Below are 24,726 nucleotides of genomic sequence, written 5' to 3' on the forward strand. Positions count from 1 at the left end.
GGCGAGGTTGACCGCCTGCCCGGCGGGGACCCGTCCTCGGACGTCGGAGGCCGCGGATCGCGGGAGGAGTCGCCCGGATGGACACGACCACGAGATTCTTCGAGGACCTGGACCGGCGAGGGTTCGAACCGCTGCTGGCCAAGACCTCCGGAACTCTCCGGTTCGACCTGCACGAGGGACCGCAGACCACCCACTGGCTGCTGGAGATCGACCGGGGCAACCTCCGGGTCCGCCAGGAGGACCAGGAGGCCGACACGGTGGTGGGGACCGAGCCCCGGCTCTTCGGTGAGCTGGTCACCGGCGAGGAGAACACCATCGCGGCGCTGCTGCGCGGCGACATGACGGTCTCCGGCGACCTGCGCCTGGTGTTGCAGATCGAACGCATCTTCCCCGGTCCGCCGGACTCCCGGGGGCCGCACCACTCGTTCCAGAGGAGGGCTGCCTGATGGCCGCGAGCAACACCGTCCGCATCCTCGACGGGAACACGTTCGTGGTCTCGGAGGACACCGGTGACATCGAGGCCACGCCGAGCGAGCCGACCGGCCTCTTCTCGATCGACACGAGGTTCCTGTCCAGGTGGGTGCTGACCGTCAACGGCGAGCGCCTCAACGCGCTCTCCTACGACGACCTCCAGTACTACGAGGCCCGGTTCTTCCTGGTGCCGGGAATGGCCACGCACTACGTCGACGCCAAGTTGTCGATCATCCGGGAGCGGGCGGTGGGCGGCAGCTTCCGGGAGACCCTGACCATCCTCAACCACGACGAGAAGGCGGTGGACCTGGAGATCCGGATGGAGGCCGGCGCCGACTTCGCCGACCTGTTCCAGGTCAAGGACGAGATCCTGAACAAGAAGGGCGAGACCTACGCCGAGGCCGAGCCGGACCGGCTGCGGCTCGGCTACCGGCGGGGCAACTTCCGCCGCGAGACGATCATCGCGGCCTCCCGGCCGGCCCGCTACGACAGCAACGGGTTCGCCTGGAGCATCCACCTCGAACCCAACGAGCAGTGGGACACCGCCATCGACGTGCAGACCCACGCGGTCGGGCCGGGCGGGCGGGACCTGCGGATGGGGTTGCGGGCGCACGGCACCGAGCGGCTGGCCCTCCAGCACGACCTGGAGCAGTGGGTCGCCAAGGCGCCGAAGGTCAACACGGAGCACGAGCAGCTGGCCTCGACGTACCGGCGCAGCCTCATCGACCTGGCCGCGCTGCGGTTCTCGCCGCTGTCCCTCGGCGGCCAGACCCTGCCGGCCGCCGGCCTGCCCTGGTTCATGACCATGTTCGGCCGGGACAGCATCTTCACCTGCCTCCAGGTGCTGCCGTTCGCGCCGGAGATGTCGAAGACCACCCTGCGCATCCTGGGCGCGTTGCAGGGCACCCGGTTCGACGACTTCCGCGACGAGGACCCGGGCCGGATCCTGCACGAGATGCGCTACGGCGAGACCGCCGCCTTCGAGGAACAGCCGCACTCGCCGTACTACGGATCGGTGGACGCGACCCCGCTGTTCCTCGTCCTGCTCGACGAGTACGAGAAGTGGAGCGGCGACGTCGCGCTGGTCAAGGAGTTGGAACAGGAGTGCCGGGCCGCCCTGAAGTGGATCGACGACTACGCCGACCTGGTCGGCAACGGCTACATCTGGTACGAGCGGCGCAACACCGACACCGGCCTGGAGAACCAGTGCTGGAAGGACTCCTGGGACTCCCTCTCCTACTCGGACGGCACGCTGCCGCCGTTCCCGCGGGCCACCTGCGAGGTGCAGGGGTACGCGTACGACGCGAAGATGCGGGCCGCCCGGCTGGCCCGGGAGTTCTGGGGCGACCCGGCGTACGCCGAGCAGTTGGAACGCGAGGCGGCGCAGCTGAAGGAGCGGTTCAACCGGGACTGGTGGGTCGACGACGGCGGCTTCTACGCCCTGGGGCTGGACCCGAACGGCCGGCAGTGCGACGTGCTCAGCTCCAACATCGGCCACCTGCTGTGGAGCGGCATCGTGGACGACGACCGGGCGGCGCAGATCGCCGCGCACCTGGTCGGCCCGCGGCTCTTCTCCGGCTGGGGGGTGCGCACCCTCGCCGAGGGCGAGGTCCGCTACAACCCGATCGGCTACCACAACGGCACGATCTGGCCGTTCGACAACTCGTTCATCGCCTGGGGGCTGCGCCGGTACGGCTTCGCCGAGGAGGCCGCCACCATCGCCAACGGCATCCTGGACGCGGCGCGGTACTTCGACGGGCGGCTGCCCGAGGCGTTCGGCGGCTACCAGCGGGAGCTGACGAAGTTCCCGGTGGAGTATCCGACGGCGTGCAGCCCGCAGGCCTGGTCGACCGGGACCCCGCTGCTGCTGATCCGGACCATGCTCGGGCTGGAGCCGCACGAGGGGCACCTCGCGGTGGACCCGCGGCTCCCGGTCGGCATGGGGCGGATCGAGGTGCTGGACATCCCGGGCCGGTGGGGCCGGGTGGACGCCTTCGCCCGGGGCCGGATCGACCTGCACAACCTGGTCGACTGACCGGCCCGGCAACCGGCGCCGCCGAGCCCTCGGGGCCGGCGGCGCCGCCGTCGGTCAGTGCCCGGGCAGCAGCGTGTCGCCGTGCGCCTCGCCTCGGGGGAGCAGGCAGAACTCGTTGCCCTCCGGGTCGGCCAGCACGGTCCACCGGGGCAGCTCGCGGACCACCGTGGCGCCCGCCTCCAGCACGGCGGCCCGCTCCTCGGCGTCGCCGACGAGGTCGAGGTGGATGCGGCCCGGGCCGGGCAGGTCGGCGACCGGGCTGATCCAGACGTCGGGCCGGCGGCCGGCGGGGTCGCGCAGCAGCACCGACTCGTCCGGCTCCAGGGACCGGTCGGCGATCTTCGCCCGATCCTCCTCGACCACGGGCAGCCCGGTCACCGTGCTCCAGAACGGGGCGAGCAGGTAGGGGTCGCGGCAGTGGATGACGATCGCGGCGAGGTCGGGCATGCCCTGCACCGTAGTCGGCTCAGGCCGCCGGCAGGACGGTGTCCAGGAACGTGGCGGTGACCGCCCGGACGTCGGGGCGGGCCAGGTCGAGCGCGTGCCCGCCGTGCGTGAGCCAGAGGTGCGCCGGGTGGCCGGCGGCGAGCAGCCGGCCGGCCAGGTCGACCGACTGGGTGGCCGGCACCGCCGCGTCGTCGCGGCCGTGCACCAGCAGCACCGGCACGCCCGAACCCAGGTGGCCGGCGACGGTCGCGTCGGCCGTCGCCGGGTCGCCCGCGGCGGGAGGGTGGCCGAGCAGGTCCGCCCAGGGGTCGTCGTGCCGGCGCAGCCGCCGCCACCGCGGGTCCAGCGGGTCGACCGGCGCCCAGTACGCCAGCACCGCCCGGACGTCGCCGGGCCGGTCCACCCCGCGCAGGCCCAGGTGCAGGGCCAGCATGGCGCCGGCCGAGTCGCCGCCGACCAGCAGCGGCAGCCCGCCCGCCGCGGCCCGGGCGGCCCGCGCCGCGGCGCGTACGTCGTCGAGCTGGGCCGGCCAGTGGGCCTCGGCCGCGAAGCGGTAGGTCGCGGGCACCACCCGCAGCCCCAGCGGGGCGAGGCCGGCCCCGTCCTCCTCGGAGCGGGCCCGCCACCCGCCGCCGTGGATCCAGAGCAGTACGCCGCGATCGGTCATCCGGCCATGCTGGCCGCTCTCCCCGCCCCACCGCCACCGGCTCTGCCGACGGCAGAGTGAGGCGACTCTCGCCCCTACGGTCCCGTAACCTACTCGGGGTAAAGTTGGCGGATGCCGGAACTCGTGTACCCGCCCGTGATCCTCGCCGCCAAGACGATGTTCCGCGCCCTCGACCTGCGCCTACGCGTGGAGGGAAGCCACCACGTGCCGCGCGCCGGCGGGGCGGTGCTGGCCTCCAACCACGTCAGCTACCTCGACTTCATCTTCTGCGGGTACGGCGCGCACGAGTCCCGCCGCCTGGTCCGGTTCATGGCCAAGGACGCCGTCTTCCGGCACAAGGTGTCCGGCCCGCTCATGCGGGGCATGAAGCACATCCCGGTGAACCGGGCCGCGGGCGCCGGGTCGTACGCCTCGGCGGTGGCCGCGCTGCGCCGCGGCGAGGTGGTCGGCGTCTTCCCGGAGGCCACGATCAGCCGCTCCTTCACGGTCAAGGACCTCAAGAACGGCGCGGCCCGGATGGCCCAGGAGGCCGCCGTGCCGCTGCTGCCGGTCGCGCTCTGGGGCACCCAGCGCCTGTGGACCAAGGGCCGGCCGCGCACCCTGACCCGCCGGCACACCCCGATCACCATCCTGGTCGGCGAGCCGATCGACCCGGCCGCGCACCCCGACGGCAACGCCCTGACCGCCGAGCTGCGCACCCGCCTCACGGCGCTCGTCGACCGGGCCCAGCGGGAGTACCCGGACCAGCCCGCCGGCCCGGACGACTCCTGGTGGCAGCCGGCCCACCTGGGCGGCACGGCGCCCACCCCCGAGGAGGCCGCCGAGCTGGACCGCCCGGGCCGCCGCACCCCCACCTCCTGATCCGCACCGAGGGCCGCGACGTGGCCGGATCGTTCCGCATCCGGGCATGATGGTGCCTGCCGGCCGGGCGTCCGCCCGGCCAGGATCGAGACCATGAGCAGAGCAGCACTCGTCGTCATCGACGTCCAGGAGTCCTTCCGGCAGCGCCCGATCTGGGCCCACGCCTCCCAGCCGGACATCGTCGACCAGGTGAACCGGCTGGTCGACGCGGCCCGCCGCCGGGGCGACCTGGTGGTCTGGGTCCTGCACGCCGAGCCGGGCACCGGTGGCGTGTTCGACCCGGCTCTCGGGCACGTCCGGCTGATCGACGGCCTCGCCCCGGCGGCCGGGGAGCCGACGCTTGTCAAGACCTCGCACAACGCCTTCACCACCACCAACCTCCAGCAGGTGCTCACCCTCGCCGGGATCCGCGAGGTGACCGTCTGCGGCATCCGCACCGAGCAGTGCGTGGAGACCACCACCCGGGTCGGCTGCGACCTCGGGTACGAGATGACGTTCGTGACCGACGCGACGGTCACCTTCCCCACCCCGCACCGGGACCTGCCGGCCGACGCCCCGCTGGAGCGGATCCTGGCCGACCCGCGCACCCTGTCCACCGCCGACATCGTGGCCCGCACCGAGTACGCCCTGGCCGGCCGCTTCGCCACCGTGCGCACGGTCGCCGAGCTGACCGACCCCGTCGCCGTCGGCGCCTGATCTGATGGCCCGGGTCGCGTTCCTCCTGGTTCCGCAGCTGCATCTGCTGGACCTCGCCGGGCCGGCCCAGGTCTTCTCCGCCGCCGCCGATCTCGGGTACGACTACCGCCTGCACTACGTCGCCGCCACGCCCGAGGTGCCGACCGTGCAGGGGGTGACGCTGCGGGCCAGCCTCGACTGGCCCGCGCTGGACCGCGACGATCTGGTGGTCGTACCCGGATGGCGGTTGTCGGCGCACGGCCCGGCCGGGCCGGTCGGGCCGGAGGAGCTGCGGCGGCTGGCCGACCACCACGCGGCCGGCGGCACCGTGGCGAGCGTCTGCGCGGGCGCCTTCGCGCTCGCCCGGGCCGGCCTGCTCGACGGGCGGCGCTGCACCACCCACCACGACGTGCAGGACGAGCTGGCCCGGCGGCACCCGGCGGCCCGGGTGGTGCGCGACGTGCTCTACGTGGTCGACGACCGGGTGGTCAGCTCCGCCGGCATCGCCAGCGGCATCGACGTGGCGCTGCACCTGATCGCCACCCGGCACGGCCCCGCGGTGGCCGCCCGGATCGCCCGCACCCTCGTCGTGTACGCCCGCCGCAACGGCCACGAGCAGCAGGCCAGCGCGATGATGCGGTACCGGTCGCACCTGTCCGACGCGGTGCACCGGGCGCAGGACCTTATCGACGGGCACTACGCCGAGCCGCTGCCGCTGGCCGAGCTGGCCGCCGCCTGCGGCGTCGCCGACCGCACCCTCAGCCGGCTGTTCCGGCAGGCGACGGGGCTGACCCCGCTCGGCTACCAGCAGCTGCTGCGGGTCGAACGCGCCGAGCACCTCATCGGGCACGGCGCCACTGTGGAGGCCGCCGCCCGCGCGGTCGGCTTCACCGACGCCCGGATGCTGCGGCGGCTGCGCGCCCGGGGCCGCCCCGACCCGGCCACGCTGCGGCTGGCCGGCTGACCCCGGGCCGCGGCTCGCCCGCGGAGGCGTCAGCAGGCGGAGCCGGGACGGTCCCGCGCCGGGACGTCCTGGCGGGGCCAGACCGACGGCTCGGCCGGGCGGTAGTAGTCGTCCCGGGACAGGAACTCGACAGGCAGCGAACCCGGCAGGGTCACCGACCCCGCGGTCGGGCCGGGGGAGGGGTTCATCCGGGCCGTCAGTGCGTCCCGCTCCGGCGGGGAGAGGTCCACCAGTTCGGGGCGGCGCAGCCGGAACGTGGCCACCGAGCGGCGTACCTGCCGGGCCAGCGCGGCGACCAGGGCAACCGGGCCGGTGAGCGCCAGCGCCGGCTGCCGGATGGTGCGCAGCGCGTCGCAGACCACCCGCAGCTCGGCGGTGCCGTCCGGGCCCTCCGCCAGCTCCAGCCGGGACGGCCACTGCCAGCGGATCTGACCACTGACCAGGCGGGACAGCCGGATCGGGCGCCGGTGCCGGGCGTCCGTCCGGCCGTCCCGCCCGGAGACCAGGGACAGCTCGGAACCGGTGCAGACGTAGGCCAGCCGCCGGTCCGTCACGGTGACCGTCGCGGGGGAGGGCAGCGCCCAGGACCGGACGTCGTCGGTGGGGCCGAGCAGGTGACCGGCCACCAGCAGCCGGTGCTGCGCGAGCAGTTGCTCGCCCGGCTCGGGGAGCAGCGCGTACCGCCGGTCGAGCACGGGACGGGTGGGATCGTCATCCGCGTCGAAGCGGTGCGGCCCGATGAAGAACGGAGCGGCGTCCTCCGACACGGTCACGACCTCCCGATGGCGGTTGGCGATACGTCGAGCCTGGCCGACGCGGGTGCGGCTGTCATGACACCCGTTAGGGGGTCGGCCGGTCGGCGGACGCCTGTGACCGGTAGATGCCGATATCTTCCGGCCGGACGAGGCCGTCCTCGATCGCCCGGGCGAGGAGCGCCGCCTTCGTGGCGGCCGGCCGCCCGGCCCGGGTGTACTTGATCCGCGCCCGGTCCACGTACTGCTTCACGGTGTGCTCGCTGATCCGCATCCGGCGCGCCACCGACGCCTTCGACATCGACTGGAACCACAGCAGCAGGGCCTCGCGCTCCTTGTCGGACAGGGTCGGCCGGTCCGGCCGGGGGTCGCCCACGATCGCACCGGCCAGCGCCGGCGGCACGTACGGGCGGTCGTTCGCCGCGGCGAGCACGGTGGCCACGCAGTGCTCCCGCCCCTCGTGCTTGGCGAGGAACGCCACGGCGCCGGCGTCCAGCGCCGCCAGCATGGTCTCCGGGTCGGTGTGCTCGGAGTAGACCACCACCCGGCGGCCGGCCGCGCTCAGCTCGGCCAGCTTGTCCAGCACCATCCGCCCGTGCAGCCGCAGGTCCAGCAGGATCACCTGGGCCTCCGGGGCGGCCCGCAGCACCACGTCCGGGTCGTCACCGGTGGCCAGCACGCGCAGCCCCGGCTCGCCGGCCAGCCAGGCGCGTACCCCGTCGACCACGACCGGATGGTCGTCCACGATCGCCACGCCGATCGGTTGCCCGCCGGTCACGTCCTCCGCCACCGGGTCTGCGTCCATCTGATCTCCCCGTCCCGCTCGTGCAGGTGCTCCACCGGCCCGTCCCCGTCCCCACCCGGTGGGCCGGTCGCGTCCGGCCCCTCGTGATCGGGGGTGACCAGGCTGACCACCACCTCGTCCGGGCCGACCACCACGGTCAGCCGGGCCCAGCCCCGGGCGCCCGCGAGCGCCGCGGTCGGCGGGTCGACCAACCGCCGGCGGACCTCGACCGGCAGCTCCGGCGGCACCCCGACGGCGACCAGCTCGATCGGCAGGCCGTTCCGTTCCGCCAGGTCGGCGGCGGCACGCAGCTCGTGCAGCAGCGGATCCGGCACGTCGTCCGACTCGGCGATCAGCCGGCGCAGCCGGGCCGCCGCCAGCACCGCGCGGTGGCGTACCGCCGGGTCGCCCGGGTCGGCGTCGCCGGCCGCGAGGGCCGCCAGCACCTCCTCGGCCGCGCCGCTGACCAGCGCGAGCCGCGCCTGCCGCTCCCGCCGGGCCCGTTCCGCCGCCTCCCGCTCCGCGGCCACGCCCAGGGCCGCCGCGGCGGTGCCGGCGCGGTCCCGGGCCAGCGTCGCGATCGCGGAGGCCCCGGCGAAGACCGCCACCGGCAGCGACGAGGTGCCGTAGACGTACATGGCGTAGCGGCTCAGGTCGGCCGGGGCGGTGGCGCCGTGCAGGGCCACCGCGGCCAGGGCGATCGTCGCGTGCGCGGCCAGCAGCGCGAGCAGCCACCCCAGCGGCCGACGCCAGAGCACGAGCAGGAAGAACCAGGCCAGCCCGCCCCACACCCAGTTGGCGGCGGTGAACAGCTGCCGCTCGCCGGCCGCCGCGAAGACCGTCGCGTCGACCACGAGCAGCGCCGCCGCCAGCGGCCGGGCGGGCGGCAGCCCGCCGCGCAGCAGGCGTACGCCGGTCCCGACGCCGACCGCCGCGGTCACCAGCCAGCCGGCGGCGACCACCGGCGGGGCGGCCAGCCGGGACCAGGAGCCCAGCAGCGCCGGCAGCCCGATCGCCAGGTGCCAGGCCAGCGCGATGACCACCGCGACGATCCGGGCGCCCCGGTCCGAGGCGTCGGCGACCGCGTGCGCCGCGGTCGCGGCCACCTCCGGACCGGCGTGCTCCGGCGCCCGCTGCCGCACGGCCGGCCGGGCCGCCGTGCCGGCCACGACCGCTCCCGACTCAGTGGACACCCGACCACTCCAGCCGGATCCGGGTGCCGGCGCCAGGGGCGGAGGTCACCTCCGCGCGGCCACCCACCGAGGCCATCCGGCCGTGGATGGACTCGCGCAGGCCGTACCGGTGGGCCGGGACCGTGGCCGGGTCGAAGCCGGGGCCGTCGTCGGCCACCTCCACCACCACGGCGGCGGCGTCCCGGGCCAGGCGCAGCGCGGCGGTGGCGCCCGGGGCGTGCCGGGCCACGTTGGCCAGCGCGGCGGCGGCGCTGTCGGCGAGCGCCGCGGCGACCTGCGCGGGCACCCGGCACGGCGCGAGCGTCGCGGTCACGGCCGGCTCGGGCAGCCGGGCCAGGACCGCCCGCAGCCGCTCGTCCAGGGCCACCGCGCCGGCCGCCGGCGCCGAGCGCGCGTCGGCCAGGGCGGTGAGGGTACGCAGGTCCTCGGCGCACCGCTCGCGCAGCGCGGCCGACGGGCCGGACACCGCACCGAGCCCGACCATCGTGAGCGTGGCGAGGACGGTGTCGTGCAGGTCGCGGTTCTGCCGCCGCTCGGCCTCCCGGGCCGCCCGCCCCACCACCGCCTCGCGGGAGAGCCGCTGGAAGTCCGCGAAGGCGGCGTCGGCGTTGGCGAGCCGGCGACGCATCACCGCGGTCATCACCGCCGCGCAGCCGGTCTGCACCAGCAGCGACCCGGCGTGCGCCCGCGCCTCCACCGGGTTGCCGGCCACGGTGGCGCCGGCCGCGTAAGCGGCGGCGACCAGCAGCCCGGCCGGGACCGACAAGCGGGCCGGGGCGGTGGCCTGCGCGTTGATCACGGTGGTGCTGGCGAGCACCGCGACCCAGCTGCCCTCGCCGGGCAGCACCTCCGGCGCCACCAGCCAGGGGATCGCCAGCGCGGTGGCGGTGGTCAGCGCCACGTCGCCGGCCACCAGCACGCCGGTGATCCCGTGCCGGAACGCGCGGACGGCGTACCAGACGGACCAGGCGGTGAGCGCGACGACCGCCGGGACCAGCAGGGCCATCCGGACGGGCGGGGTGCGCACGGCCAGCGCGACCACCGCGGCGACCGGGCCGCAGGTGAGCCGGAGCAGCGCCGGCAGGGTGGTGAAGATCAGGGTGAACGCGCCGCCCGCCGGCCGGTCCAACGGGGACGGCGGCAGGGTCGTGGCGGCAACGACCGGCATCGGGGGAGGTGTCCTTCCGGCAGCGACCCGGTCGGGTCCGCACGGCCTAGATCGACGCCGGAGAATAGCATGTTCGCAGGCAACCGGTCACCCTCGGTACGCGGCGCGTCGCTGTACCGATTTCCCGGCGGCGGCCGGCCGGCGTCAACCCGCTCAGGCGTGCGCCACCGCGAGCAGGTGTGAGCTGGCCCCGAGCACCGCCGGATCCCGCTCGAACGCCTCGGCGCACGCCACCGCGTCGGCGAAGAGCCGCTCGGCCGGGCCGGTGCCCAGCGCGTTCAGCACCGGCCACAGCGGACCCTCCACCCCGTACAGCGCGGGCGCCGGAAGGCCGGCCGCGACGAACTCGTCCACCACCTGCTCCGGGCGGTGGAAGTAGGCCGTGGTGAAGCCGGTCCGCGGGTCGTTCACCCCCGTGGCGTACGCCTCGCGCAGCAGCGGGCGGTTGTGGTCGTCCACCCGTCCCTGCGCGGTCAGGTCGATCAGCGCCGCGTTGCGGCTGATCGCCGCCGCGAGCACCGGGCCGCCGGGCCGGGTCAGCCGGGCCGCCTCGCGCAGCGCGGCCACGCGCTCGGCCCGGTCGGTCAGGTGGTAGAGCGGGCCGAGCAGCAGGGTGGCGTCGGCCGAGGCGTCGGGCAGCGGCAGGTCCCGGGCGTCGCCCACGGTCGCGGTGATGCCCGGGTGTGCGGCCCGGGCCGCCGCCACGTGCGCCGGCACCAGGTCGACCAGGTGCACGCGGTGCCCGGCCGCCGCGAGCCAGCCCGCGTACGCGCCGGGGCCGCCGCCGATGTCCAGCACCTCGGCCGGCGGTGGGGGCAGCAGCCGGGCGAGCAGGTCCCGGGTGCGGCGCGCCTCCAGCCGTCCCTGCGGCGACCGGTCCAGCCGGTCCGCCTCGGCGAAGACCTCGGTGTAGTAGCGGTGGATGTCGGGCTCGGCGGGTCGATGCTGCGGCATCGGTCGATGGTGGACGCCACGCCCCGGCACGTCACCCGGTTTACCGGGCGGACCGCTGGCGCGACGCTCCTACCCTGCGGCTATGACGTACCAGCCGGCCATGGTGCCGCCCAGGAAATCGAACACCACCCGGGTGGTGCTCACCGTCGTCGGCGTGGTGCTCGCGCTCTGCTGCGTGGGCGGTGTCGTCGGCGGCTTCGCCATCTACCACACCGCGAAGGAGGCCACCGGGCCCGCGCACGCCACTGTGGACAGGTTCGCCGGCGCGCTGGTCGCCCGCGACTACCCGACCGCGTACGGCCAGCTCTGCGCACGCGTGCGCGCCCGGGTCAGCCAGGAGGACTTCGTCCGGCAGCAGTCCGCCCAGCCGCTGACCGAATACCGCATCGTCGGGGTGAACGTCACGAACACCAACGGACGGGTCAGCGGGTCGGCGCAGGTGCGCTTCACCCCGCAGAGCGGCACCACCGTGACGCAGGCGTTCGTCCTGGTCAAGGAGGACGGTGGGTGGCGGGTGTGCGAGTGACCGGTCGGCGGGCCGCCCGCCCGTCGGCGGACCCGCGTGCGCCGCTGTCCTAGCCTCGCTGCCATGTCGAGCAGCAGGGGCGGGCGCCGCCGGTCGAAGGATCTGGTCGCGCGGGCGGCCGAGGAGATGACGGCCGGACCGGAGCGTCCGGACGCCGCGGCGGACCCGGATCCGGTACGCGGCGGCGAGCCGGTTCCCCCGGCCGCCGGCGCCGCCCGGTCCGGCCCTCTCACCCTGCTCGTGCCCGCCGGCATCGTCGCCCTGGTGGCGCTGCGCGTCGTGTTCGGCGACGACCTGCGGGCCCGGATCGACGAGAGCGCCTGTGCCTGGACCGGCTGCACCGGCACCGGCATGGCCGTCGTCGGCTGGCTGGTGATCATCCTCCCGGTCGTGTGGGCGGTGGTGGCCGTCGTGCTGTGGTCGCGGCTCAGCGTGCCGGCCCGGGGCGCCGCCGTGCTGGTCGGGCTGGCGTTCCTGCTGGTGGCCTGGGTGCACGTGCCCGGCCGCCGCTCCTCCCTGTACCTCCTCCTCGACGGTCCGGCCGCCGGGGCGACGGCCACCGGGATCCGCTGGGGCGGAGTCGGCGCCGGGCTGGCCGTGGTCGCCGTCATCGCCCTGACCGTCCGGGCGGAGGCCCGCCCGCGGGCGGGCCGCGGCCCCATCGGGCCGGCCCTCGTGGCGGCGGCCCTGCTCGGCACCCTCGCCGTGGCGGTGGCCCGGGCCGAGGCGGCGCCGGTGACGGTGGCCGAGGCGATGCCGGAGCGGACCTTCCGGGCGGCCGGGGACACCCTGCGCCGGACCGGCGGGACGGACCTGCGCGGCTGCGCCGGGGTGCTCGCGGGCGACGCGCTGGACGGCTGCGTACGCACGGTCCGGGTCAGCTACACCACCGACGACAGCGACGCGGTCGTCCACCTGGCGGCGGTGCTCTACCCCAGCGAGCGGGCGGCCCGGGACCGGCGTGGCCGGCTCCCCCGCGGCACCGCCCAGCTCGGGACACCCGGTGGCGAGACCATCACGGTGAACTCCACGACCGGGAGCTGGGTGCTGCTGAGCAGCGTCGGGCACGCCGACGGGCGGAGCATCGCCGAGGCCGACCGGGGCTACCTGCTCTGGGCGGCGAAGCAGGTGGCGTACCGGTTCATCGGGCGGCAGGTGGGTCTGCTGGCCGCCCCCTCGGCCGCGGACGGCATCGGCCCCCGTACGCCCTGACGGCCCGCGCGGTCACGTTCCGTCGGATCGCGCCGCCGCGCGGTAGCGGTGTGACATCCCGCGGGGGACGAGCGCTGAGGGGCACGGAACGACGGCACGGAACCCGTGACCAGCGCGTTCGTGGCGTAGCCGACCGGTCACCCGGTGGCGCCGCCCGAGGCGTCGGCGGTCACCCGTGCCGCGGTCCCGCCTCCCGGCGTGCGCGCCGGGAAGCGCGCTGTTCCGGAGGCACGCCGAGCGGCAGGTCCGTGTTCACACCCCCCCACAACGGAGCCGTACCGATGTCACAGTTCGTCCTCGCGAAACTGCTCACCCTCAAGGCCGGAGCGGTGGTCCTCGCCGTCACCGCCGGCGGTGGCGTCGCCCTCGCCGCAGCCACCGGCACCCTGCCCGGTCCGCTCGCCGACCGGCCCGCGAAGCCGTCGGCGCACGCCACCGGCACGCCGTCCCCGACGGACGGCAAGGGCAAGGGCCCGGCCGACGCCAAGGGCAGCCCGTCGCCGAACCTGGTCGGCCTCTGCCGGGCGTACCGGGCGGGCGCGGGCGACAACCCGGGCAAGGCGCTGGAGAACCCGGCGTTCCGCGCGCTGGTGACCACCGCGGGCGACAAGGAGAAGGTGGCGGCGTACTGCGACACGCTGCTCGCCGCCGAGAAGGGCCGGCCCGCGCGGCCGACCGTCACCCCCAGCCACCCGGCCGGCCGGCCGGACAGCCGGCCGACGGTCACCCCGACCGAGCGGCCCGGCGGCAACAAGCCCACCGCCCGGCCCACCCACTGACCTCCGGCGCCGGGCGGGTCACTTCACCCCCCCACCCGCCCGGCGTCGGTACCGCGGTTCGCCCGGACGACCTTCCCCCCCGGTCCTCCGTGCGATCTCGCGAACCCGCGCCCGATCCGGCGCGGCGAGGCGGCGGCCGGCCCCCCGGCCGCCGCCTCACCCATGTCCGCCTACCGATCGCGGAGCCACTCCAACGCCGACCCGGCGTGGCGCAGCACCGAGATGTGCCCGTCCTCCGGGTAGCGGCGCAGCTCGGCGGCGGGACAGCGACCCGCCAGCCACGCGGCGTGGGCCACCGGGGCGATCCCGTCCCGCTCGCCGTGCAGCAGCAGCACCGGCGACGTCACCCCGGCGGGGTCGAAGCCCCACGGGTGCACGTACGCCAGGTCGTCGTCGATCAGCCCGCCCGGACCGCCCCGGACGGCCGGACCCACCACACCGTCGAACCAGGACCAGTCGCCGTGCAGCGCGGCCAGGTCGGCCGGGGTGAACTCCGGGTCGTACGCGGCGCCCGACGCCTCGTGCGCCTCCTTGGCCGCCCGTCCCGCGACGGCCGCCCGCAGCGAGGCCACCCCGGCCGGCACCATGCCGGCGAACCAGTCCAGCCCGGCCGCGCCGTACGGGGCCAGGCCGGCGCCGACCACCACCGCGACCACCCGGCCCGGCAGGAGCGCGCCGCAGGCCAGGGCGTGCGGACCGCCGCCGGAGTGGCCCATCACCGCGAACCGGTCGAGGTCCAGCGCGTCGGCCACCGCCGCGACGTCGGCAGCGGCGGAGGCGATGTCGCGCCCCGGCAGCGGCGTCGAACCGCCGTAGCCCGGACGGTCGTGGGAGACCCAGCGGAGGCCGAGCCGGTCGGCCGCGGCGAACAGCGGCGCGGGTGGCGCGCCGATGTTCGGCGTGCCGTGGTGCCAGAAGACGGCGAGCCGGTCCCGCCCGCCGGTGTCGTAGACGTGCAGGGTGCGGCCGTCGCCCAGGCGGAGGTCCGTCTCGGTCACCATGGGCGGAGGGTACGTCGGCCCCGCGCCCGCCGCCGCCCGGCGTTTCGCCGGTACGGTCGGGCCGTGACCGAGCCCGCGCACCTGACCGAGACCCGGGGGGCGTACGACACCGTCGCCGTCGACTACGCCGCGCTGGTCCCCGCCAGACTGTCCGAGCTGCCGCTGGACCGGGCGCTGCTCGGCGCCTTCGCCGAACGGGCCCGCGCCGCCGGCGGGCCGGTGGCCGACCTCGGCTGCGGCCCCGGCCACGTCACCGCCCACCTGTCGAACCTGGGCGTCGACGCGTTCGGCGTCGACCTGTCACCACGGATGGTCGCGCTGGCCCGACAGGCGTACCCGGAACTGCGCTTCGAGGTCGGCTCGATGACCGCGCTGGACCTGCCCGACGGGCGGCTCGGCGGGGTGCTCAGCTGGTGGTCCATCGTGCACACGCCGCGCGAGCTGCTGCCCCGGGTGTTCGCCGAGTTCCACCGGGTGCTCGCCCCCGGCGGCCACGCGCTGCTCGGCTTCCACGGCGGCGACGACGAGCACGTCCGCCGCGACCGGGCCTACGGCCACCCGGTGCCGCTCGACGTGCACTTCGCCCGGCCGGAGGGGATCGCCGCGCTGCTCGCGGCGGCGGGTCTCCCCGTGACCGCCACCATGTGGCAGGCGCCGGGGGAGGGGCAGCGCCACCCGGCGGCGTACCTGTTCGCCCGCAAGCCCTGAGTGTGGCCCACGTCACAGACTCAGTCCGGCCGGCCTGTCGAATCGGCTGATCCCTGGCCGTCGGCAGGGTGGAAGCCGGCGCGGAGCCGGTCCCGGAGAAGGAGGCACCATCATGCGGCTCACCATCACCACCTTCCTGACCCTCGACGGCGTCATGCAGGCCCCCGGCGGCCGGGAAGAGGACCGCACCGGCGGCTTCGACCTGGGCGGCTGGCTGCCGCCGCACTTCGACGAGACCGTCGGCGGGTGGATGGGCGAGACCTTCGAGCGGGCCGAGGCCCTCCTGCTCGGCCGCCGCACCTACGACATCATGGCCGCCTACTGGCCGCACGTGACCGACCCGGCAGAGGGCGGCCCGGACAACCCGCTCAACCGGCTGCCGAAGTACGTCGCCACCACCCGCGACGACGAGCTGACCTGGGCGGGTTCGCACCGCCTCGACGGCGACCTCGCCGCCGCGATCACCGACCTGAAGAACCGCCCCGGCGGCGAACTCCAGGTGCACGGCAGCGGCGCGCTCGCCCGGTGGCTGATGCGGGAGGGGCTCATCGACACGTACCAGCTTCTGGTGTTCCCGGTGGTGCTGGGACGCGGACAGCGACTCTTCGCCGACGGCGTGCCCCCGACCGGCCTGCGGCTGACCGGCACCCGCACCGCCGGCACCGGGGTGACCATGCTGACCTACGACAGCGCGGGCACGCCGACCTTCGGCGCCGTCTGACGGCGCTCCCGTGTGGAGAGACCGTCGACCGGCATCGCCGCGGGCGAGGGTCAGCCAGCTACGTCATGCCGTGTGGGGCCCTCCACCCGGTCGGCTCGGGCTGAGCTTCGTGACCGCCGCCGAACACAACGCGAGGGGGAAGCGCGTCGGCCCACCGGAGGCCTACAGTGATCCACCCGGTGAGGCAGGGAGTGCCCATGAGTGACTTCTTCTGGCGTGACGCGTTCCGGCTCGTGCTGCCCTCGATGCCGGAGGCGGTCATGTTCGTGGCGGGCCTGCTCGTCACGATCGCCTTCCGGCGACGCCTCGGTGCGGCCGCCTCCACCGCCGTCATCGGCTTCGCTTTCCTCGCTCTGGCCAGCCTCGCAGGCGTCGCCTGGCAGCTGTGGAGCCTGTCCCGGAGCGGCTACGGGTTCCCGATGACGGAAGCGAGCCCGAACGTGTCGCCCGCGGGACTCGAACTCACCCGGGCCATGCAGATGCCGGTCGACATCGCTCTGCTGGTCCTCGACCTGGTGGGGCTGATCTACGTGACCATCGCCGTCTTCGTGGCCCGGTCTTCCCACCCCACGCCGGTGGGACGGTCCCGATGAACGACAACCTTGTCCTCTACCTGCATCTCGCGCCCGCCGCATGCGTCTCCGTGATCGGACTGGTGTTGGCCGTCGGACTCCGGCGCCGGCTCGGCCGCGTGGCTGGCCTGGCGATCTGCGCCTTCACCGCACTGTCCGCAGCCAAGCTCGGTTCCATGATCCTCCTCAGCTACATCCGCGATGCCCTCGCCGGCGCGACCGCCGCCGAGTTGGGGAAGATCATCGACCTCGCGGACCGTGTGCAGACGGGGTTGACCGCCACATCCGTCGTCGGCTTCGCACTGCTGCTCGCCGCCGTGTTCACCGGCCCGGGACGGACCGGCCCCCTTGCCGCCCCGCCGCCTGACTCCGCTGAGGCACCGTGAGTGATCCGGCCCCTGCCGAACTCTCGGAAAGCAGAAGGCCGTTGACGTCGGCGTCTGCGGGTGGTCTCGGCTGTACGAATGGCTGTAGCGGCACTGGCAGGTGATCCCTATGGTTCACGATCATGGATGCCACACTTGCCGCCGTTCTCTTCTACGCCCTGAGCGTCTTCGTTCTCTACTGGGTGATCCGTCTAGCGGTCCTGCACGCGATCGAAGCCGCGGACAAGCACCGTCGGGGTGGGGCTTGACGGGTTCGCAAGCCAGGCGGGCGTTCGAACCTCGGCCACCACCCGGGGGATGGGTCACGCACTGGTCCTCGTCGTCATCGAACCGCGGGCCGTGCCCACGCGGCTCAGGGGCGAGCAGCTCCGCTGCGCGGCAGCGATCACACCACCCAAGGCGATGCCCAGCCCGTCGACGATCGTTCCAACTCAGCCAGACCAGGGGCCTCGGCGTAGCGTCCTGGCTGACGACGTGGATGGAGACTGGTGGGCAGACTGATCGAGCCGCTCGCTTGGTTGGCGGCAGTGTTCGCCTTCCTCCGGCTGAACCAGAGGCTGGTCAACCGCAAAGGCCTGGATCATCGGCCGTACTTCGTGCCCAGCTTGTGGGGTCCGCTCGGCACCCTGATCATCGTGCTAGCGAAGCCACGGGGCTGGAAACGCCGTTGATACCCGCCAGCGTGGCCGGCCTCGACCGGCTTCGGCCGCATGACCTGCGGCACGCGTGCGCCACGTTCCTGCTCGTCTCCGGTGCCTCACCTCGGCCGGTGACGAAGGGGCTCGGTCACAGCCAGATCGGGCTGACCATGAACACCTACGCCCATGTCCTGCCGGACATCGGGGACCGGTGGCGACTGACTGGGCTGGGAGCGGCAGACCCTTGACCTGAGGTGACGGTGGTGCGCCCGGCAGGATTCGAACCTGCGGCCTTGGGATTAGAAGTCCCCTGCTCTATCCGCTGAGCTACGGGCGCGCGTCGACGGTGTCGCGCCAAGAGGGTACCGCCGACCCCGGGCTGGCCGGGGGAACGGGTGGTCGCGGCCACGTCGCCGCTCAGCGTCCCACGGCCCGGCGGCCGCGGGCACCCCGGATGTCCGGGTCACGGGCCACCGGCGCCGGACGGGTCAGTAACCTCGGCGTCGTGCTGCTCGACCCGGAAACCGAGAACGCCTGCGCCTACGAGCTGTGCCAGCTGCTCGGCCGCGCCATCCTGCCCGTGCACGGGTCCGGCGGGCCGGGCGCGCCGGCCACGACCTTCGGCACCGCCTTCTTCTACAGCGAGCTGATCGGCGCCACCGACGACGGGGAGGTGGTGCACGAGTGGCTGCTCACGGCCTCCGCGACCACCCGGGCGCCGTACGGGGAGATCGGGCTGCGGCCGAGCGTCACCGAGCCGGCGGAAGCGGCCGCGGAGCCGGTCGAGCTGCCCGACTTCGCGGACCGGTGGCTGGATCTGCCGGACATCGGCCTGGCCGCCATGCCCATCGGCGGGCTTTACGGGTACGCCGAGGACCGGGGCTGGAGCTGGCGTACCCAGCAGGTGACCGACGCGGTGGCGGCGCCGGCCGAGGCGGTCGCCAGGGTCGGCGCGGAGCCCCGGTCGGCGTTCGTGCTGGCGCTCGGCGTCGGTGACGACGGGTCGCGGCCGCTGGAGGCGGTGATCGAGCGGGTGGCGCGCCACGGCGACGAGGTGCGGGTCACCACCGAACTGCCCGTCGGGTACGCGGGCGCGCCGGTGTTCGGCGTCGAGGCCGGCCCGGAGGGCGAGGTGGCGCTGCGCTGCCTGGGCCTGCTGCTGCCGGCCACCTCCGGCGGGCACCCGGTGGCGACGTTCGACCGGATCCGGTCGGCCCTCTCCGCGGCGACCGCCGGTTACCGCTGACCCGTCCGGCTCAGCCCTCCGCGCTCGCGCCGGCCGGCTCGTCGGCCGGCCGCCGCGGCGCCGGCGCCGGTTCCGTCTCGGTCGGCCCGGTGTCGAGGAAGCCGTCCGCCCACCGGCCGACCTCCACGAACACCTTTTCGCGTACGGCGGGGCCGGAGAGCGTGAGGTCGTGGAGTCCGCCGTCGAAGCGGGCCAGGGTGACGTGCCGGCCGAGGCGGGGCGCCCAGCGCACCATGTGCTCGACGTCGAGCACCGCGTCGGCGAGGGTGGCCGAGTCATGCCACTTCGTGCCCCGGTAGCTGCGGGTGGAGCAGGCCAGCAGCACCGGCACCGGGATGTCCAGGCCGGCCCGGAGCTGACGCTGACCGGCGCGGATCGCGTTGATCCAACCGGCCCGCACCGGGAACCCGGCGAGCGGCTTCCAGGCCAGGTCGTAGCGCCACTCGCCGCGGTGGTCGGCGTGCAGGCTCTCGCCGTACACCGTGCCCAGGCCGAAGGGGAGGATGCGCTGCGGCGCCCGGCGGCCCAGCCGGGAGACGGCGGCCGCGAGGGGTCGACGGACCAGCCAGGGCGCGTTGATGTCGAAGAACGGGCTGTTGAGGAAGATGCCGTCGACCAGGTTGGCCTCGCGGCGGGCGTGCGCCCAGAGCGAGATGATCAGGCCGCCGGTGGAGTGGCCCATGGCGAGCAGGGTGTCGTGCCCCTCGTCCTCGCGGATGATCTTCGCGGCGGCGTCCAGCTCAGGGAAGTAGTCGCTCAGGTCGCGGCAGAAGTTCGGGGTCTGGTGCGGTTGCAGGCTGCGGCCGTACTTGCGCAGGTCGAGCGCGTAGAAGTCCCAGCCGCGCTCGGCGAAGAAGTCGGCGACGTGGGTCTGGAAGAAGTAGTCGACGAAGCCGTGCACGTAGAGCACGGCCCGGCCGGTCGGGCGCTCCGCCCGCCGGCGGACCAGGGTGGCGACGACCCGTCCCTCGTCGTCGGTGCCCAGGTCGATCGTCTGCCGCTCGTAGGGCGGTCCCAGCACGTCCGGTTCCACGACCGCGACGGTACGCCGCAACGCTACCCGGCGGTAGCCCCCGCCCCCGCCCGCCGGCACCGGGCGCGGGCGGAGGCGGGGTGATCTCAGGCGGTCTCCGCGTCGGCCCGCTCGGCGGCCTGCACGGGGACGCCCTCGGGCTGGTCCGTCTCGCGCAGGTGCTTGTTGTGGCGCGGCTCCTGGCGGGTCTTCGCGTCGTTGAGCCGGCGGCGGAGGTCGTCCCGGACATCATTGAGCGCGGCGTGCAGGTCCTCCTCGGAGGAGGTGGTGACGATCTTCTGCCGGCCCGCGACCCAGCACTCCAGGGTGACCTTCTGTCCCCGGGCGTTCCGGTCCTTGACCGACACCTCCAGCTCGGTGGCGTCGGCGTGGAACCCGGCGAGCCGGGCGTCGAGGGTCGCGAACTGCTCCGCGATCCAGTTCCGGTCGCCCTGGGAGAACCCGGCGCCGACGCGGAGGCACTCGGCCACGGTCGCGGGGTTCGCCACGGCGCTCATCGCCGGGTCTCGCAGACGTCTCGGAGAAGCATCGTCGCTCCCTTTCTCTCGGTTGATCAAGTCCTTACCCAATCGGCTCGGGTCCGGAACCGCCTCGCCGGCCGGCGTCTTGATCATGTTTCGTCGCAGGTCAGCGCCGTAGGGCCGGTGGTCCCTAGCAGACGGGACCTTGATCAGGGGGTTGTCCACAGGCCGGTCCGTCGTCCACAGGCCGGCCGGGGGCTGCTGGTCCGGGTCCGCCCGCCGGGCGAGGCTCGGCCGGACAAGCCGAGTTCCCCTTGGGAGGGGCGATGTTCGATACGTACGTCACGATCGTCGGCAACGTGCTGACCGCGCCGGAATGGCGCCGGACCACCCAGAGCAACACCCTGGTGGCCAACTTCAAGGTCGCCTCGACCGCCCGCCGGCTCGACCGGGACAGCGGCCGCTGGGTCGACGGCAACAGCCTGCGGGTGCGGGTGAACTGCTGGCGCAAGCTTGCCGAGGGGGTGGCCGCCTCGGTGGCGGTCGGCGACCCGGTGGTCGTCGCCGGCCGCCTCTACACCCGCGACTGGACCGACGACGCCGGCAACCACCGCACCCTCTACGAACTGGAAGCCGTCGCCGTCGGGCACGACCTGTCCCGCGGCCGGGCCCGGTTCCTGCGCAACCGCCCCGGCATGACGACCAGCACGGTGGAGGACGCCGAGGCCGAGCGCCGGGTGCACGGCGAGGCGACCGAGCCGGTGCCGGACGCGCAGGCCCCGGCGTCGCTCGACGACCGGCCGTTCGACGACGAGTTCCCGCCGGAGTTCGACGTCCCCCGGGTCGGGCTCTCCACCGGGGCGCACGGGACGCCCGGAGACCTCGACGGGCTGATGGATCCGTTCGACGACCGGCCCGACGGCCCGGCCGCCGAGGGCGGCGATGACGAGTTGGCCGCCGAGGGCGGCGACGACGAGCTGGCCGCGGAGGGCGGCGACGACGAACTGGCCGCGGAGGGTGGCGATGACGAGTTGGCCGCCGAGCCGGCCGCCGCCGAGCCGGGCTCGACCGACGATGTCGAGGCCGGCGCCGGGAGCGGTCGCAACCGGCGGGGCCGCAGGCGTACCCCGGTGCCCGCCTAGGCCGCGGGATCGTGCCACGGGGGAGCGGGGTGGCGACGCCGACGTGGCCACCCCGCTGTACGACTAGGCTGGCCGGCCGGAGGTGGTGACGAGTGCGGCAGGCGACCGCCATGGCGAACGCGGCGGGACTGGTGGCGGGCTACGCGCTGGACTCGCTGCTCGGCGATCCCCGGCACTGGCACCCGGTGGCCGGCTTCGGCCGGGCGGCCGGGGCCCTGGAGCGGCGGATCTACCGACCCGAGCGGTCGGCCGGAGCGGCGTTCACCGCGCTCGCGGTCGGCGCGCCGGTGCTGCTCGGGGTTGCCGCCGGCCTGGCCACGCGGCGTCGCCCGGTGGCCCGGGCCGCGCTGGTGGCGGCCGGCACCTGGGCGGTGCTGGGCGGGCGCACCCTGCGGCACGAGTCGCGGGTGATGGCCCGGGCCCTGCAGGCCGGTGACCTCCCCGCCGCCCGGGGCCGGCTCAACCACCTGTGCGGGCGGGACCCGTCGGCCCTCGACGAGCCGGAACTGGCCCGGGCCACCGTGGAGTCGGTCGCGGAGAACACCTCCGACGCGGTGGTCGCCCCGCTGGTCTGGGGCGCCGTCGCCGGGCTGCCCGGCCTGCTCGGCTACCGGGCGGCCAACACGCTCGACGCGATGGTGGGCCACCGCTCACCCCGGTACGCCCGCTTCGGCACCCCGGCCGCCCGCCTGGACGACCTGCTCAACCTGGTCCCCGCCCGGCTGACCGGGCTGCTCACGGTCGCCGTGGCGCCGACCGCGCACGGGGACCGCGCCGCCGCCTGGCGGGTCTGGCGGCGGGACCGCAACGACCACCCGAGTCCGAACGCCGGACAGTGCGAGGCAGCCATGGCCGGCGCGCTCGGCGTCCGGCTCGGCGGGCGCAACGTCTACTTCGGACGCGAGGAGACCCGGCCGTTCCTCGGGGACGGGCCCCGGCCCGAGGCGCGGCACCTGAAGCGGGCCGCCCGGCTCTCCGGCGCGGTCGGCCTGGCCGCGCTCGGCCTCGCGGCGGCCTACCCGGTGACGGTCGGTCGCCTGGTCGGTGCGACCGGCCGCGGCGCGCTGCGCGCCCTCCGCGCGGCGCGACCGGGGAGCGGGCGGTGAGCGGCGGGCTGCTGGTCGCCGGGACCACCTCCGACGCCGGCAAGAGCGTGCTCACCGCCGGCATCTGCCGCTGGCTGCGGCGCCGGGGCGTGCGGGTCGCCCCGTTCAAGGCGCAGAACATGTCCAACAACTCGGCCGTCGTGGTCGGGCCGGACGGGCGCGGCGGCGAGATCGGCCGCGCCCAGGCCATGCAGGCCGCCGCCTGCGGGCTCGACCCGGACCTGCGCTTCAACCCGGTCCTGCTCAAGCCGGGCAGCGACCACGCCAGCCAGGTGGTGCTGCTCGGCGAGGCGGTCGACACGGTCACCGCCGGCAACTTCCGCGAGCTGCGTCCCCGGCTGGCCGCCACCGCGAACTCGGCACTGGCCGAGCTACGGGCCGAGTACGACGTGGTGATCTGCGAGGGCGCGGGCAGCCCGGCCGAGATCAACCTGCGGGCCGGCGACTACGTGAACATGGGGCTGGCCCGGCACGCCGGGCTGCCCGCGATCGTGGTCGGCGACATCGACCGGGGCGGCGTGTTCGCCTCGATGTTCGGCACGGTCGCGCTGCTCGACCCAGCCGACCAGGCCCTCGTCGCCGGCTTCGTGATCAACAAGTTCCGGGGCGACCTGGGGCTGCTCCGGCCGGGGCTGGACATGCTGCACCAGGTCACCGGCCGTCCCACCCTCGGCGTGCTGCCCTGGGCGCTCGACCTCTGGCTCGACGCGGAGGACTCGCTCGCGTACGGGCGGGTGCTCGGGCGGCCGGCGGCACCGCGGGGCACCGACTGGCTCGACGTGGCGGTGGTCCGGCTGCCCCGGATCAGCAACGCCACCGACGTCGAGGCTCTGGCCACCGAGCCCGGCGTGCGGGTCCGGCTGACCGTCGAGCCGGCCGAACTGGCCGCCGCCGACCTGGTGGTGCTGCCCGGCTCCAAGTCGACGGTGGCCGACCTGGCCTGGCTGCGGGAGACCGGCCTGGCCGACGCCGTCCTGGCGCACGCCGCCGCCGGCAGGCCGCTGCTCGGCATCTGCGGCGGGTTCCAGATGCTGTCCCGCGCCATCCACGACCCCGTGGAGAGCCGGGCGGGCAGCGTGCCCGGCCTGGGGCTGCTCCCCGTCGAGATCACCTTCGACCCGCGCAAGACGGTCCGGCGCGCCGCCGGCACCGCCGCCGGAGAAGTCCCGGTCCACGGCTACGAGATCCACCACGGCCAGGTCTCCGCCGCCGACCCGGGCCTGCCGCCACTGCTCCGCTACGCCGACGGCACTGGCGAGGGGGCCCGGTTGGGCGCCGTGTACGGCACCCACTGGCACGGCGCCTTCGAGTCCGACGCCTTCCGCCGCCGCTTCCTCACCGAGGTCGCCGAGCTGGCCGGACGGACCGGGTTCAAGGTCGCCCCGGACACCGCGTTCGCCGCCGCCCGGGAGCGCACCCTCGACCTGCTCGGCGACCTGGTCGAGGAGCACCTCGACACCGAGGCGCTGTGGCGGCTGATCGAGTCCGGCCCGCCGCCGGGCCTGCCGTTCATCCCGCCCGGCGCCCCGACCGCTTGAGCGGCCCGGTGAAGCCGAGTCTCGGAGCGGGATCAGGCGCACCGGCCGAATGAGCGGGTCAGGCGCCGACTGCCGAGCGGGTCAGCCGCGCCCACCCGGCTGATCGGGCTCGGGCGCCGACTGGCCGAGCGGGTCCGCCACGCGCACCTGGCTGACCGGGGTCGGGCGCCGAGCGGCTGAGCGCATCCGGCCGCGCTCACCCGGCTGACCGGGGCGGGCGCGGGCGGGGTCAGTAGCGGATGTCGGCGGGGCGGTCGGACATCGGCAGCCCCGCCTCCCGCCAGCCCTGCACGCCGCCGATCATGTCCGTGGCCAGGCGCAGGCCGAGCGCCTGGAGGCCGGCGGCCGCCAGGCTGGAGCTGAAGCCCTCGCGGCACACCACCACGATCTGGCGGTCGTAGCTGGTCGACTCGGGAATGCGCCAGGCGCTGGCCGGGTCCAGCCGCCACTCCAGCACGGTCCGGTCGATGACGATCGCCCCGGGCAGTTCGCCCTGCTCGCGGCGCTGCGCCTCGGTCCGCGTGTCGACCAGCAGGGCCCCCGCCCGGACCGCCTCGACGGTGTCGTGCGGGGTGAGCCGGTGGAGGCCGGCGCGGGCCTGTTCGAGGAGGGCGTCGACGCCCGGACTCATCACGTCATGGAGCACCTCCCGATGATGCCCACGGCGACGCCGCACCGCGCGGCGA

The 24,726-nt window shown here is 75.2% G+C and carries 29 protein-coding genes and 1 tRNA gene; 18 read left to right on the forward strand and 12 right to left on the reverse strand.

Annotated elements, in window-relative coordinates:
- Nucleotides 1-77 precede the first annotated feature (77 nt).
- The gene (locus GA0070603_RS25860; protein ID WP_091318942.1) at nucleotides 78-446 is read left to right on the forward strand and encodes an SCP2 sterol-binding domain-containing protein; all 369 of its coding nucleotides are present in this window, start codon (nucleotides 78-80) and stop codon (nucleotides 444-446) included.
- Nucleotides 446-2,506 (forward strand): amylo-alpha-1,6-glucosidase, encoded by a 2,061-nt coding sequence (locus tag GA0070603_RS25865; protein ID WP_091318945.1) that lies wholly within the window; start codon nucleotides 446-448, stop codon nucleotides 2,504-2,506. The genes GA0070603_RS25860 and GA0070603_RS25865 overlap by 1 nt, the downstream gene beginning before the upstream one ends.
- 54 nt (nucleotides 2,507-2,560) lie before the next feature.
- On the opposite strand, the gene GA0070603_RS25870 is transcribed toward GA0070603_RS25865, so the two are convergent.
- Together GA0070603_RS25870 and GA0070603_RS25875 are read right to left on the reverse strand one after the other, a co-directional pair.
- Complete coding sequence (locus GA0070603_RS25870; protein WP_091318948.1) at nucleotides 2,561-2,953, reverse strand: VOC family protein; 393 nt, start codon at nucleotides 2,951-2,953, stop codon at nucleotides 2,561-2,563.
- A 19-nt stretch (nucleotides 2,954-2,972) separates the two neighbouring features.
- Nucleotides 2,973-3,620, reverse strand: a complete 648-nt coding sequence (locus tag GA0070603_RS25875) for an alpha/beta hydrolase (RefSeq protein ID WP_091318950.1) — start codon at nucleotides 3,618-3,620, stop codon at nucleotides 2,973-2,975.
- A gap of 111 nt (nucleotides 3,621-3,731) precedes the next feature.
- Between GA0070603_RS25875 and GA0070603_RS25880 the strand changes: the two genes are divergently transcribed.
- From GA0070603_RS25880 to GA0070603_RS25890, 3 genes are all read left to right on the forward strand, one after another.
- Nucleotides 3,732-4,481 (forward strand): lysophospholipid acyltransferase family protein, encoded by a 750-nt coding sequence (locus tag GA0070603_RS25880; RefSeq protein WP_091318952.1) that lies wholly within the window; start codon nucleotides 3,732-3,734, stop codon nucleotides 4,479-4,481.
- 93 nt (nucleotides 4,482-4,574) lie between these two features.
- Entirely contained in the window at nucleotides 4,575-5,177 is a 603-nt protein-coding gene (locus GA0070603_RS25885) for an isochorismatase family protein (protein WP_091318954.1), read from the forward strand.
- 4 nt (nucleotides 5,178-5,181) lie between these two features.
- Entirely contained in the window at nucleotides 5,182-6,120 is a 939-nt protein-coding gene (locus tag GA0070603_RS25890; protein ID WP_091318958.1) for a GlxA family transcriptional regulator, read from the forward strand.
- Between the two features lie 29 nt (nucleotides 6,121-6,149).
- On the opposite strand, the gene GA0070603_RS25895 is transcribed toward GA0070603_RS25890, so the two are convergent.
- From GA0070603_RS25895 to GA0070603_RS25915, 5 genes are all read right to left on the reverse strand, one after another.
- Complete coding sequence (locus GA0070603_RS25895) at nucleotides 6,150-6,887, reverse strand: hypothetical protein (protein WP_091322307.1); 738 nt, start codon at nucleotides 6,885-6,887, stop codon at nucleotides 6,150-6,152.
- Nucleotides 6,888-6,960: 73 nt separating this feature from the next.
- Nucleotides 6,961-7,677 carry a response regulator transcription factor gene (locus tag GA0070603_RS25900; RefSeq protein WP_091318960.1) on the reverse strand — a complete coding sequence of 239 codons (717 nt, stop codon included), beginning with the start codon at nucleotides 7,675-7,677 and terminating at the stop codon, nucleotides 6,961-6,963.
- Nucleotides 7,647-8,849 carry a hypothetical protein gene (locus GA0070603_RS25905; RefSeq protein WP_091318963.1) on the reverse strand — a complete coding sequence of 401 codons (1,203 nt, stop codon included), beginning with the start codon at nucleotides 8,847-8,849 and terminating at the stop codon, nucleotides 7,647-7,649. Before GA0070603_RS25905 ends, GA0070603_RS25900 begins: the two co-directional genes overlap by 31 nt.
- Nucleotides 8,839-10,017, reverse strand: coding sequence for an ATP-binding protein (locus GA0070603_RS25910; RefSeq protein ID WP_091318965.1), 1,179 nt, complete (start codon nucleotides 10,015-10,017; stop codon nucleotides 8,839-8,841). The genes GA0070603_RS25905 and GA0070603_RS25910 overlap by 11 nt, the downstream gene beginning before the upstream one ends.
- 153 nt (nucleotides 10,018-10,170) lie before the next feature.
- Complete coding sequence (locus tag GA0070603_RS25915) at nucleotides 10,171-10,971, reverse strand: class I SAM-dependent methyltransferase (RefSeq protein ID WP_091318967.1); 801 nt, start codon at nucleotides 10,969-10,971, stop codon at nucleotides 10,171-10,173.
- A gap of 82 nt (nucleotides 10,972-11,053) precedes the next feature.
- On the opposite strand from GA0070603_RS25915, the gene GA0070603_RS25920 reads away from it, so the two are divergent.
- The 3 genes from GA0070603_RS25920 (at nucleotide 11,054) to GA0070603_RS25930 (ending at nucleotide 13,488) form a co-directional block, all read left to right on the forward strand.
- Nucleotides 11,054-11,497, forward strand: coding sequence for an Rv0361 family membrane protein (locus GA0070603_RS25920; RefSeq protein WP_091318969.1), 444 nt, complete (start codon nucleotides 11,054-11,056; stop codon nucleotides 11,495-11,497).
- A gap of 63 nt (nucleotides 11,498-11,560) precedes the next feature.
- Nucleotides 11,561-12,709, forward strand: a complete 1,149-nt coding sequence (locus tag GA0070603_RS25925) for a hypothetical protein (RefSeq protein ID WP_139131932.1) — start codon at nucleotides 11,561-11,563, stop codon at nucleotides 12,707-12,709.
- 281 nt (nucleotides 12,710-12,990) lie between these two features.
- Nucleotides 12,991-13,488, forward strand: a complete 498-nt coding sequence (locus tag GA0070603_RS25930) for a hypothetical protein (protein ID WP_091318974.1) — start codon at nucleotides 12,991-12,993, stop codon at nucleotides 13,486-13,488.
- Between the two features lie 170 nt (nucleotides 13,489-13,658).
- Here the strand turns inward: GA0070603_RS25930 and GA0070603_RS25935 are convergent, their stop codons facing one another.
- Nucleotides 13,659-14,489, reverse strand: coding sequence for an alpha/beta fold hydrolase (locus GA0070603_RS25935; RefSeq protein WP_091318976.1), 831 nt, complete (start codon nucleotides 14,487-14,489; stop codon nucleotides 13,659-13,661).
- A 63-nt stretch (nucleotides 14,490-14,552) separates the two neighbouring features.
- Between GA0070603_RS25935 and GA0070603_RS25940 the strand changes: the two genes are divergently transcribed.
- The 6 genes from GA0070603_RS25940 (at nucleotide 14,553) to GA0070603_RS32195 (ending at nucleotide 17,762) form a co-directional block, all read left to right on the forward strand.
- Nucleotides 14,553-15,197, forward strand: a complete 645-nt coding sequence (locus tag GA0070603_RS25940) for a class I SAM-dependent methyltransferase (protein ID WP_091318979.1) — start codon at nucleotides 14,553-14,555, stop codon at nucleotides 15,195-15,197.
- Between the two features lie 112 nt (nucleotides 15,198-15,309).
- A complete protein-coding gene (locus tag GA0070603_RS25945) occupies nucleotides 15,310-15,918 on the forward strand; it encodes a dihydrofolate reductase family protein (RefSeq protein ID WP_091318982.1) in 609 nt (202 codons plus the stop codon).
- A gap of 197 nt (nucleotides 15,919-16,115) precedes the next feature.
- A complete protein-coding gene (locus tag GA0070603_RS25950; RefSeq protein ID WP_139131933.1) occupies nucleotides 16,116-16,511 on the forward strand; it encodes a hypothetical protein in 396 nt (131 codons plus the stop codon).
- The gene (locus tag GA0070603_RS25955) at nucleotides 16,508-16,876 is read left to right on the forward strand and encodes a hypothetical protein (protein ID WP_091318988.1); all 369 of its coding nucleotides are present in this window, start codon (nucleotides 16,508-16,510) and stop codon (nucleotides 16,874-16,876) included. The genes GA0070603_RS25950 and GA0070603_RS25955 overlap by 4 nt, the downstream gene beginning before the upstream one ends.
- 488 nt (nucleotides 16,877-17,364) lie before the next feature.
- Nucleotides 17,365-17,547: a hypothetical protein gene (locus tag GA0070603_RS32190; RefSeq protein ID WP_244282608.1), complete on the forward strand. Its 183-nt coding sequence runs from the start codon at nucleotides 17,365-17,367 to the stop codon at nucleotides 17,545-17,547.
- Nucleotides 17,548-17,558: 11 nt separating this feature from the next.
- Nucleotides 17,559-17,762, forward strand: coding sequence for a tyrosine-type recombinase/integrase (locus tag GA0070603_RS32195; protein ID WP_244282609.1), 204 nt, complete (start codon nucleotides 17,559-17,561; stop codon nucleotides 17,760-17,762).
- Between the two features lie 13 nt (nucleotides 17,763-17,775).
- Here GA0070603_RS32195 and GA0070603_RS25965 read toward each other — a convergent pair.
- Nucleotides 17,776-17,851 (reverse strand) — tRNA-Arg (locus GA0070603_RS25965).
- Nucleotides 17,852-17,968: 117 nt separating this feature from the next.
- On the opposite strand from GA0070603_RS25965, the gene GA0070603_RS25970 reads away from it, so the two are divergent.
- Complete coding sequence (locus GA0070603_RS25970) at nucleotides 17,969-18,760, forward strand: hypothetical protein (protein ID WP_091318992.1); 792 nt, start codon at nucleotides 17,969-17,971, stop codon at nucleotides 18,758-18,760.
- Nucleotides 18,761-18,770: 10 nt separating this feature from the next.
- Here GA0070603_RS25970 and GA0070603_RS25975 read toward each other — a convergent pair whose 3' ends face one another.
- Together GA0070603_RS25975 and GA0070603_RS25980 are read right to left on the reverse strand one after the other, a co-directional pair.
- On the reverse strand, nucleotides 18,771-19,793 hold the full coding sequence (locus GA0070603_RS25975) for an alpha/beta hydrolase (RefSeq protein WP_091318994.1): 1,023 nt from the start codon (nucleotides 19,791-19,793) through the stop codon (nucleotides 18,771-18,773).
- A gap of 86 nt (nucleotides 19,794-19,879) precedes the next feature.
- Nucleotides 19,880-20,290, reverse strand: a complete 411-nt coding sequence (locus tag GA0070603_RS25980; RefSeq protein ID WP_091318996.1) for an HPF/RaiA family ribosome-associated protein — start codon at nucleotides 20,288-20,290, stop codon at nucleotides 19,880-19,882.
- A 290-nt stretch (nucleotides 20,291-20,580) separates the two neighbouring features.
- Between GA0070603_RS25980 and ssb the strand changes: the two genes are divergently transcribed.
- The 3 genes from ssb (at nucleotide 20,581) to GA0070603_RS25995 (ending at nucleotide 24,040) form a co-directional block, all read left to right on the forward strand.
- Nucleotides 20,581-21,396 carry a single-stranded DNA-binding protein gene (gene ssb / locus GA0070603_RS25985; protein WP_091318998.1) on the forward strand — a complete coding sequence of 272 codons (816 nt, stop codon included), beginning with the start codon at nucleotides 20,581-20,583 and terminating at the stop codon, nucleotides 21,394-21,396.
- Nucleotides 21,397-21,488: 92 nt separating this feature from the next.
- Entirely contained in the window at nucleotides 21,489-22,502 is a 1,014-nt protein-coding gene (locus GA0070603_RS25990; protein WP_091319000.1) for a cobalamin biosynthesis protein, read from the forward strand.
- The gene (locus tag GA0070603_RS25995; protein WP_091319002.1) at nucleotides 22,499-24,040 is read left to right on the forward strand and encodes a cobyric acid synthase; all 1,542 of its coding nucleotides are present in this window, start codon (nucleotides 22,499-22,501) and stop codon (nucleotides 24,038-24,040) included. The genes GA0070603_RS25990 and GA0070603_RS25995 overlap by 4 nt, the downstream gene beginning before the upstream one ends.
- A 229-nt stretch (nucleotides 24,041-24,269) precedes the next feature.
- On the opposite strand, the gene GA0070603_RS26000 is transcribed toward GA0070603_RS25995, so the two are convergent.
- Complete coding sequence (locus GA0070603_RS26000; RefSeq protein ID WP_091319004.1) at nucleotides 24,270-24,671, reverse strand: rhodanese-like domain-containing protein; 402 nt, start codon at nucleotides 24,669-24,671, stop codon at nucleotides 24,270-24,272.
- Nucleotides 24,672-24,726 lie beyond the last annotated feature (55 nt).

Source organism: Micromonospora chersina (assembly GCF_900091475.1).
Classification (GTDB): Bacteria; Actinomycetota; Actinomycetes; order Mycobacteriales; family Micromonosporaceae; genus Micromonospora; species Micromonospora chersina.